Genomic DNA, 6619 nt, shown 5'->3' with positions numbered 1-6619 from the left:
ACAGCAGCATCACCTTCAGTGACGTCAATACGCTCACCGCAGTCAATGCAGACCTTTTGGGTAGCAGTAGTGATGATGCCTTCATTCTGCAAGCGAATGGAGATATTGAAGCCTATGGTATGACTGTCTCGGGTATGTCTGCGGTTGATGGTCAGGCAGGAAGTAACAGCTTGGATGCCAGCGCCTATAGCGACGGTCTAGCATTGACTGGATCTGATAACCAAGTTACAGCGGGTGCCCTTACTTTCGGCGATATTACTAGTGCTATAACTTCAACTCTGACCGGCAGCAGTGGTGCGGATAGCTTTACTGTCGATGGCGATAATGCGGTAACCAGTTCTGACATCGCCTTTACAGGGTTGACCACGATTGATGCCCAAGGTGGTAACGACGCTGTAACCGGTGCGGATGGTGCTGACTGGACCCTGACAGGGACTGACAATGAGGCTGTTAATAGCAGCATTACCTTTAACAGCATAGAAAATCTTGTTGCTGTGAACGCAGATTTGGTGGCTACAACCAGTAACGATGCGTTTGTACTCCAGTCTGATGCGGACGTGGAAGTTTATGACATGACCGTATCCGGCATGTCTGCAGTCGACGGCAATGGTGGTGATGATAGCCTGGATGCCAGCGCATACAGCGATGGGCTGTCATTAACCGGTACTGATAACCAATTGGCAGCTGGCTCTCTGTCTTTTTATAGTATTTCTAGTGCGACTACCTCGGTCCTGACAAATACCCATGATTCTGCTGAGTTTGAGTTGCAGGGCGAGCAGACACTTGAAACTGCAGGTATCAGTTTTAGCGGCATTGAGGAAGTGAATACCTCGGGCAGTAATGACACCTTGGTTGCAACAGATAGTGACGATAACTTTATCCTGAAATCCGGTGGAGATATCCGCGTTGCCGGTATCGATTTCACTGGACTGGAAATTGTTGACGGTGCCGGAGGTAGTGACACTGTAGATGCCGATGGCGCAACCTGGACCTCAACCAGCTCTGGTAGCTCCCTTGTCGATGGCAGTGTCGAGGCTGAAGTGAATAGCCTGACGGTATACTTCGAAAATCTCGAAAAGGTGAGTAATGCGGGAAGTTATGTTGGCCAGGATGTCGATGGCGAGTATGACTTTGGTGCACTGAACACCATGATGATCGGCGGAGTAACATTTGCCGGCCTTGATAGTGTTGCTGCAGGCTCTGGCACAGATACTGTTAAGGGTGCCAATATTGATGCCGTTTGGGATATCAATGACAGCGAACACACGGTGTCCAGTGGTGGAGCATCACTCACAATAATCGGTATTGAGTCTATTTCTGCCGGGTCAGGCGCTGACGAATTTAATTTGAATGGCGGTGAACTCACAGGGATTGATACTGGTGCAGGTAACGATATTGTCACTTTGTCAGGCACAGTGATTGATAGTATTACCCTCGGTGCTGGCAATGACAGTGTGACTGTAGAGACCGATATCGGTCAGGAAGTTGAGCTCACAGGCGGTACTGGCACTGACGACTTTCAATATACCCTGTCCGGCGCTACTTGGGAGATTTACGAAACTGGAAATCAGGTTGGCAACTTCGGCTTCGCTGGTTTTGAATACCTGGATAATACTACTGACCGTATTACGGTTCAGACTGACTTGGCCTTTGATTTTGTAGATGGTGGGAATACGTCTGCAAGCTTCAACAAGAATGGGGCTGGAATCCAATTCAGTGGTATGCGACTTGGCTATGATGGAGAAGGCGATATTTATGTCACAAATAGCACAACGGAAACTATTGGAGGTAGCCTGTTAGCTGACCGTGCTGAATTGGTTGTTGGCGGCGATGTGGATATTGAGACAGACGTGAATACCCTGGCCGTCGTCACTTCTGGAGTGGATATCAATATCCGTGTGTTGGCCGCGGGAGACCTGGTCATTGATGAGGTCGATGCAGGTCGGGGTACTGTCTCGTTAGCCAGCTCCAGCTTCGGCACCTTAACAGGTGAAACCTATGGAGATACACACATTACGGCTTCTGCTGTGACCTTAGGGTCTGACACTGAACTGTGGACTATTATTGGTGATGCAACTAACCCTCTCCGTATGAATGTCACCGATGCGCTGGATATTTACTCAGTGAGTTATTACGAACCCGATTTTATTGGACAGATCCCGACGGTAACTAGTACGGGTGATGAGTTGCAGTCTGTTGCCGGTGCTCAGGCTTCCCAAGGCCTCAAATCAGCAGTGCAGAATGCGGTAGAGGATTTCAGCCATGTTGATCCAGCAATCTTTAGTGCGGTGAAACCCTATAGCAGTGGTGTTGATGCAGTAAACTCCCCTGAAATGCGTCTTAAGTCTGGAGAACTGAGTCCTGCAGTGGCTTCAGCAGAAAGTGAAGTTGAAGTTAACCCGCAATTTGATACTGAACTGGATGCTGAAACTAGCGATGCATTCAGTGAAATTACAGGGGATCAGGGAGATTTTAGTGGGGGAAGTGCAGGACACTAAATAAGTTTTCTGTGCTGTAAAAAAGCCGGCCTTTAAAGGTCGGCTTTTTTGTGTCCGGGGTTTGTCCGGCAGAGTATTACCAATAAGAAGGGTGGAGAAAAATTTCCAAACAAAAAAAGGCCGACTCTTTCGAGTCAGCCTTTTTGAAATTGGTGCCCAGGAGAGGACTTGAACCTCCACGACCGTTAGGTCACTAGCACCTGAAGCTAGCGCGTCTACCAATTCCGCCACCTGGGCAAATCAACGCATGCTGCGTTGAGGTCGCGAACTATAGAGATCTGCCCCCAAAGTGTCAATGGGCAGGTTACGCTTTATTCAACATTTTCTGTGAAGGTCTGGAAATCCGATTAAATCGCTTATAATGCGTGCAATAGCGGCGAATTCTTGACCAAGAGCCCATCAGCTACGTCGCTTATCTTTATTACCGGGTGATCTCCGGAGGTTGCCAAATTATGGCAACTGCTTCAACAACGGATGCTGTTTTGACAGAAAAAAATACTTCAGACCCCTTCAATGCTGACCCTCATGCCCAGCGAGAGGCGGAAAAATACGAAAAGCCGGTGCCCAGTCGGGAGTACTTGCTGCAGATTTTACAGCAGCAAACTGAACCAGTGCCCTGGGAGACTGTAGCTGACTTGCTGGAGCTGACTGACGAGGATCGTCGCGAGGGGGTCAGACGCCGCTTGATTGCCATGTCCCGGGATGGACAAATTGCCAGTAACCGCGCGGGTGACTTTGGTGTTTTGGACAAAATGAGCTTAATCCGTGGCCGCGTAATTGGCCATCGCGATGGTTTTGGTTTTGTGGTTCCCAGTGATGGAGGCACCGATTTATTTTTGTCTCACCGACAGATGCGCAAGGTTTTCGATGGCGACGAAGTGCTGGTACGAGAGGCTTCCGGTGGGTTTCGGGGTAAGCGCGAGGGCGCAGTAGTCCGTGTTATCAAGCACAATACCGAGCAGCTGGCCGGACGCTTGTGCCGGGAGAATGGGATTTGCTTTGTACGTCCGGATAATCCTCGGGTTAACCTCGATATTATGGTTGCCGCAGAAGATGCTGCGGGCGCAGAGCACGGTCAGTATGTGGTTGTGAAAATCGTTACCCAGCCCGGGCGGGATCGAGTTCCTCAAGGAAGGGTGAGTGAAATTCTGGGTGATCATCTTGCACCAGGAATGGAGATTGATGTCGCCATTCGTAATTATGGTATTCCCCATACTTGGCCCGGTGCGCTGTTGGCTGAAGCGGATGAAATTGCCGACGAAGTACTGGAAGAGGATAAAAAATCGCGGGTGGATCTTCGCCAATTACCGCTGGTAACCATTGATGGTGAGGACGCACGGGATTTCGATGACGCGGTGTATTGCGAGTTATTACCAGACAATAACTGGAAGTTGCTGGTCGCTATTGCCGATGTTTCTCACTATGTTCGTCCGGGCACTGCTCTGGACGAAGAGGCACATGGTCGCGGTAATTCGGTGTATTTCCCGGATTTCGTGGTATCGATGTTGCCGGAAAAACTATCCAATGGTCTCTGTTCTTTAAATCCGGAGGTCGATCGCCTTTGCATGGTGTGTGAAATGCACATCGACCGCACCGGTGAGATTCGGGATTACCGATTTTTGGAAGGGGTTATGCGCAGTCATGCGCGCCTGACCTATACCCAAGTTGGGCAAATACTCGAAGAGCGCGACAGCCGCGATAGTGGTGCACGTAAACAGTTCGCGACATTGACGCCGCACCTGGATAACCTCCATGACTTATACCAGGCATTGCGAGCTGCACGAGAGCGGCGCGGAGCTATCGACTTTGAAACCACGGAAACACGCATTATTTTCGATGCCGAGCGAAAAATTGAACGGATTATTCCTGTTGTCCGCAACGAGGCGCACAAGCTGATCGAGGAGTGTATGCTTGCGGCCAATGTGTGTGCCGCAAGTCTGATGGAACTGTCAGAATTACCCGCACTATATCGGGTTCACGATGCACCCAAAGAAGAAAAACTGAGTAATTTGCGCGAATATCTGGGTGAGCTGGGCTTGCGCCTCCCCGGTGGTGGTGAGCCTCGGCCAAAAGATTTTCAGGCCCTAATGGAGCAGATTGAGGGGCGTGCGGATGCCCATATTATTCAGGTGATGCTGCTGCGTTCGATGAATCAAGCGGTTTATCAACCGGAAAATCGTGGCCACTTCGGCTTGGATTATCCGGCCTACGCACACTTTACTTCTCCAATTCGCCGTTATCCGGATTTGCTATTACACCGTGCATTGCGCTGGCTAGTTCGCAATGGCAGTGCCAACCAAAGCGCGGTGGCAAAAAAAGTTTACGTGGTGCCTGGCACAACACCGATCAAACGCGAGCAGATTCTTCCCTACGATATGCCTGCCATGCTGCAGCTCGGTGAGCAGTGCTCGTTGACTGAGCGCCGTGCCGACGATGCGACCAGAGATGTGGTTAGCTGGTTGAAATGTGAATATTTACAAGATCATGTGGGTGAAGTTTATCCTGGCGTTATTAGTGCCGTAACCGGTTTTGGCCTGTTTGTAGAGTTGGATGCCCTCTATGTGGAAGGGTTAATTCATATTACGGCACTACCAAAGGATTATTATCGTTTTGAACAGGCGCACCAGCGCTTAATTGGCGAGCGCAATGGTAAGCGCTTCCACTTGGGTGATTCTGTCACTGTGCAAGTGGCGCGAGTAGACCTTGAAGAGCGCAAGGTGGATTTCACCTTGAATGAGCTGGTGCCGCGCACAAAGCGCGAAGAAAAAAAACATGAGAGTACAAAGGTGAGTGCCCGAGCGATGGAAATGGCAGTAGAGCACCAACTGGAACGCGAGCGTCGCGGCCAGGAAAAGAAAGAAAAGTCCGATAAGTCCGCCAGTGACAGTCCTTGGATAAAGCAAACGGAAATTGCGGAAAAGCCCACTCCTTACCGCAAACGTAAAGTTGGCTCGGATGAGGCTATTTCAGTTTGGCCTAGTGCCGAGCGTGAAGGGGTTAAGCCGACGAAAACCGAGGGCAGCGGCACTGCAGCAGACAATGCAGAGGAGGGTGATTCGCCAAAGCGCCGGATGAAAAAACGCACTCCTACCCGAAAGGGCGGTAAACGGCCGGCTGTGGCAGCTCGTAAAGCGACACAAAAGGCTGAGAAAGGCAAGACCAGATCGGGAAAATTGAAGAAGAAGAAAATTTCTTCTAATAGTAAAAAGAAAAAGTGACCGAGGAATAAATTGAGTCAGGAAGTGGTATACGGTCTGCATGTAGTGCAGGCCCTTCTGAAAGGTTCTCCGCAAAATGTGTCGGAGCTATTGTTGCTGCGTGGTCGCAAAGACCAGCGTTTGCAGAAAATTATTCAACAGGCGGAGAGAAATGATATCCCCGTGCGCTTTATTGATCGGCGCATTCTGGATGAAAAAGTTGAGGAAGGGGCTAACCACCAGGGCGTGGTAGCGATCTGTTCTGGTAAAGCAAAAATTCACGATGAAAAATTTTTGTTCGACCTGCTAAAGCAATTGGATCAGCGTGGGGAAGTACCTTTTTTATTGATTTTGGATGGCGTGACTGATCCCCATAATCTGGGTGCCTGCCTGCGTTCTGCAGAGGCTGCCGGAGTGCATGCGGTGATTGCACCCAAGGACAAGTCTGCCGGACTAACGCCCACGGCCCTCAAAGTAGCCTGTGGGGCAGCCGAAGTGCTGCCGTTTGTTACTGTCACCAATTTAGCGCGCGCTCTGCAACAGTTACAGCAGGCGGGGGTTTGGATCTACGGCGCAGCGGGTGAAGCGGCACAGGACATTTATCAGACCCAGCTTACCGGCCCCCTGGCGCTGGTGATGGGGGCGGAGGGCAGCGGTTTGCGCCGGTTGACTCGGGAGCACTGCGATCACCTGATCAAGATTCCCATGGCGGGTGAGGTGAGCAGCTTGAATGTTTCGGTTGCTACCGGTGTTTGTTTGTTTGAAGCCGTGCGCCAGCGCAACGGCTAAGTGGCTTGCTCAATCTGTGCGTGCCGGAAGAGATTTATCGCCGGCCGTGCAGATTGACACTTAAGTTGACGCTGATATCTATACAACACTTCGGACAGTTTCATGCAGCTATAGCCCCATAGTCACTGTACCGCT

3 protein-coding genes and 1 tRNA gene are annotated in these 6619 nt (G+C 50.6%); 3 read left to right on the top strand and 1 reads right to left on the bottom strand.

The window, feature by feature from the left end; genetic code table 11:
- On the top strand, window positions 1-2498 hold a 2498-nt coding region (locus tag MO867_RS19830), incomplete at its 5' end, for a beta strand repeat-containing protein (protein ID WP_252472339.1).
- Between the two features lie 150 nt (window positions 2499-2648).
- Here MO867_RS19830 and MO867_RS19825 read toward each other — a convergent pair.
- Window positions 2649-2735 (bottom strand) — tRNA-Leu (locus tag MO867_RS19825).
- A gap of 215 nt (window positions 2736-2950) precedes the next feature.
- Here MO867_RS19825 and rnr point away from each other — a divergent pair.
- Window positions 2951-5716 carry a ribonuclease R gene (gene rnr, locus MO867_RS19820; RefSeq protein WP_252472337.1) on the top strand — a complete coding sequence of 922 codons (2766 nt, stop codon included), beginning with the start codon at window positions 2951-2953 and terminating at the stop codon, window positions 5714-5716.
- Window positions 5717-5728: 12 nt separating this feature from the next.
- Window positions 5729-6484: a 23S rRNA (guanosine(2251)-2'-O)-methyltransferase RlmB gene (gene rlmB / locus MO867_RS19815; protein WP_252472335.1), complete on the top strand. Its 756-nt coding sequence runs from the start codon at window positions 5729-5731 to the stop codon at window positions 6482-6484.
- Window positions 6485-6619 lie beyond the last annotated feature (135 nt).

This window comes from Microbulbifer okhotskensis (genome assembly GCF_023895975.1).
Classification (GTDB): domain Bacteria; phylum Pseudomonadota; class Gammaproteobacteria; order Pseudomonadales; family Cellvibrionaceae; genus Microbulbifer; species Microbulbifer okhotskensis.
The sequence above is the reverse complement of the archived record's forward strand: the minus strand, read 5'-3'. Positions and strand labels throughout refer to the sequence as shown.

Coding starts and splice junctions, on each gene's coding strand:
- rnr (WP_252472337.1), top strand. CDS start 2,951: ATGGCAACTGCTTCAACAACGGATGCTGTTTTGACAGAAAAAAATACT.